This window comes from Bacillus sp. 05T31 (genome assembly GCF_056396725.1).
This window is the reverse complement of sequence record NZ_JBFTMA010000608.1, coordinates 1-2,740: the sequence shown is the minus strand read 5'-3', so window position 1 is coordinate 2,740 and position 2,740 is coordinate 1. Positions and strand designations below refer to the sequence as shown.

The window sequence follows — 2,740 nt, the reverse complement described above, 5'->3', positions numbered from 1 at the left end:
GCTTCACAGACGATATCGAAAATTTTTCAAAATCGTCTACTGAAGAATTGCTAATAAATCTGTTAAAAGGTTATGCAAAACGATTTGGTGAAAGTGAAGAATCAATGTTTTGGTTACGAACTTCTTATTTTCCGCCGGATGCATTTCGCGAACAAATTATTGATAAAGCGAATGTACACATTGAAAATGTCGGAAAACTTTTATTCCCTGTGTTTAAAAGAGCAAGCGAACAAGATGAACTGCATAACATTGAAGTAAAAGATGCTTTGGAGGCTTTTTTATGCTTACTTGACGGCCTTATGGTTGAACTACTATACGCAGGTTTAAATCGTTTTGAGACACGTTTAGAAGCTTCTTGGAAAGTATTTTGGCGCGGACTTTCAAACTGACGGATTGCTCCTTTGCAATGCGTCGTTTTTAAGCCCTTTACCTAACGACTGGTAGGAAGGAGAAATGACATATGGCATGGATTTATGTAATCATAGCTGGTATTATTGAAATCTTTTGGGTKATTGGACTAAAAAAAGCGGAGGCACCACTTGAGTGGGCTGGTGTTGCTCTATTAATTACAATTAGTTTCGTCTTATTATTTAGAGCWTATAAAGATTTACCTGTTGGTACTGTTTACGCAGTCTTCACTGGAATTGGAGCAGGTGGAATCGTTCTTACCGAGATTTTCATTTTCGGAGAACCATTCTCTATTGTAAAAGTATTATTAATTGGTTTAATCTTCTTCGGAGTAATCGGCTTAAAACGAGTAACAGAAGAAAAAGAAGCGAAGGAGGCTGCATAAAATGGCTTGGGTATTTTTAATTCTAGCTGGTATTTGTGAAATTGTTGGTGTACTCTTTATGAAAGTAGCCACTGAAAAGAAAGGCTGGGCACCAAAAGTTATTTTAATCGCTAACTTYGGCGTAAGYTTCTTCTTCTTATCWCTTGCRATGAACACATTACCGATGGGAACTGCTTACGCAATTTGGACTGGAATCGGAACTGCTGGAAGTGCACTTCTAGGTATTCTTATTTTCCGCGAGTCAGCGGATTGGCGCCGCCTTGCCTTCTTAAGCTGCATTCTATGCGGTGCTGTTGGCTTAAAACTATTAGGCTAACGTGAGGTGAATGTCATGTGGAAAGAAAAAGGAAAACAAATCTTAACATGGATCACACTTGGGATTATCATTCTATTGCAAATAAGTTTTCATATAATAGAATGGTTGTTTCATAAAGTAATATCCATTCTTACATTCCTTCCTAACATGGCACTTGAAATTGCATCTATCGTTTGGTCAATTATTGCCTCCATTACTATCGTAATTATATGGAGCATCGCCAAGCTTTGGAACAAGTTATTTAAAAAGGACAGTTCTTCTGAAAAGAAGTAACTGTCCTTTTTTATCCCGCATTAACGGGCAGTAAGACCCCCACCTCAAAATTCGGCGAATGCGAGGGAGTTAGGTGGGAGATCAACTGCCCGTAAACGCCCGATTGGTTCAACTAATAATCAGTGGGGATGGACAAAACCCCCACTGATTAAAGTTTCACTTTATATTCATTCAGATTTTCTATARAAATTTGATGCGATMAGACAAAGMAGACCAGCTATGACAATACTTATACCAATCCCTTTATGCAAATTAGGAAATGGCGGTGGTATATCCGAGTAAAAATTTGCTATTATGAGACCGATTGAAAATAAAAGTACCCCTATTCTATATAACCATTTTCTTTTGTTCATCCTTCTCCCTCCTAAAATTTTTCATACACTCTTTCCTTTTGGACATACTACCTAAAAAAGGAGTGAATGATATGCAAAATTCTATACATAAGCAAATCCTATTTTTATTTTTCCTCTTTCTCATTTTCATCATCGTTTTCAGCTTTATATTACATACTCCAAAAGATGTTGTACCGAATAGCCTCTCTGTTTATAAACTCTTACTTTCATATTGTCGTTATTAAAGAAGGTGCCTTTTATGAGGCACCTTTTAAAATTCTCTCTTCTCATACAATTTCACTGAAACGAAGATAGATACTATGAACATGCATATTGAACTAACGAATAACACGCTGTTATATAGTTGAATTTGTTCTAGGTTGATTTGAAAGAACATAGAACAGATTGCTGTCGGTGCTATTAGTATGAAAAGCGTAATAAAAATAGTTTTTTTATACGCTAACCAAAACGATATTGGTAAAACAAAGCTTAAATACACTAAAATAAAGCTAATACTAGCAACCGTTGTCGTTTCAATAAATTCAAATAGATTAACCCCATTCTTCATTCCCATCGTGAAACAACCGACCGTTACGCTTATAAAAAGAATAATAATTGCTACTATATATTTCGCAAATACAATTTGTTTTCTCAATATTGGTAAACTATTTACTATAACTTCACTCTCATTTTTACTATCTGCTTCAAATGTTTTTACTGTTGCCCCAATTGTAATAATTACTGACATAATTATGAAYAGATTTTCCGTATCTGTTAAAGCCATATAAAAGARAAYAGGATASARTATGTACCAAATTAAAAATTTCCATTGAATGATGAAATCTTTTAAAATTAATTGCTTGATCATGTTTTACACCTCCTAGTATGAAAAGAGCCTCTTCTATAACTCTGCCTCCTGAAACATTTTCATTGAGAGCAACATTGATATGACTATACTTACTAACACTCCGATACCAAGAACACTCATTGATAATGTAGCATCTTCAGAGTGAAGTACTTTTAGCA

Annotated in this window: 6 protein-coding genes and 1 pseudogene; 4 read left to right on the top strand and 3 right to left on the bottom strand. The window is 35.0% G+C overall.

Annotated features, from left to right (window positions below; all coding sequences use genetic code 11):
• From AC1DJR_RS25105 to AC1DJR_RS25090, 4 genes are all read left to right on the top strand, one after another.
• Positions 1 to 389, top strand: a 389-nt coding sequence (locus AC1DJR_RS25105; protein WP_477003771.1) for a TetR/AcrR family transcriptional regulator, incomplete at its 5' end; no start/stop codon positions are given.
• A gap of 71 nt (positions 390 to 460) precedes the next feature.
• Positions 461 to 793 carry a DMT family transporter gene (locus AC1DJR_RS25100; protein ID WP_000312339.1) on the top strand — a complete coding sequence of 111 codons (333 nt, stop codon included), beginning with the start codon at positions 461 to 463 and terminating at the stop codon, positions 791 to 793.
• A gap of 1 nt (position 794) precedes the next feature.
• The gene (locus AC1DJR_RS25095; RefSeq protein WP_002015033.1) at positions 795 to 1,109 is read left to right on the top strand and encodes a DMT family transporter; all 315 of its coding nucleotides are present in this window, start codon (positions 795 to 797) and stop codon (positions 1,107 to 1,109) included.
• A gap of 15 nt (positions 1,110 to 1,124) precedes the next feature.
• Positions 1,125 to 1,382: a DUF3975 family protein gene (locus AC1DJR_RS25090; protein ID WP_002167685.1), complete on the top strand. Its 258-nt coding sequence runs from the start codon at positions 1,125 to 1,127 to the stop codon at positions 1,380 to 1,382.
• Between the two features lie 167 nt (positions 1,383 to 1,549).
• Here the strand turns inward: AC1DJR_RS25090 and AC1DJR_RS25085 are convergent, their stop codons facing one another.
• The 3 genes and pseudogenes from AC1DJR_RS25085 to AC1DJR_RS25075 all read right to left on the bottom strand — a co-directional run.
• Positions 1,550 to 1,735 carry a hypothetical protein gene (locus AC1DJR_RS25085; protein ID WP_002143118.1) on the bottom strand — a complete coding sequence of 62 codons (186 nt, stop codon included), beginning with the start codon at positions 1,733 to 1,735 and terminating at the stop codon, positions 1,550 to 1,552.
• A 250-nt stretch (positions 1,736 to 1,985) separates the two neighbouring features.
• Positions 1,986 to 2,582: an ABC-2 transporter permease gene (locus AC1DJR_RS25080; RefSeq protein ID WP_477003770.1), complete on the bottom strand. Its 597-nt coding sequence runs from the start codon at positions 2,580 to 2,582 to the stop codon at positions 1,986 to 1,988.
• Positions 2,583 to 2,615: 33 nt separating this feature from the next.
• Positions 2,616 to 2,740: pseudogene (locus AC1DJR_RS25075) on the bottom strand (ABC-2 transporter permease); the annotation flags it as partial.

What these genes read in the sequence shown, in the direction of transcription:
- AC1DJR_RS25090 (WP_002167685.1), top strand. Translation starts at nt 1,125, where the DNA reads ATGTGGAAAGAAAAAGGAAAACAAATCTTAACATGGATCACACTTGGG.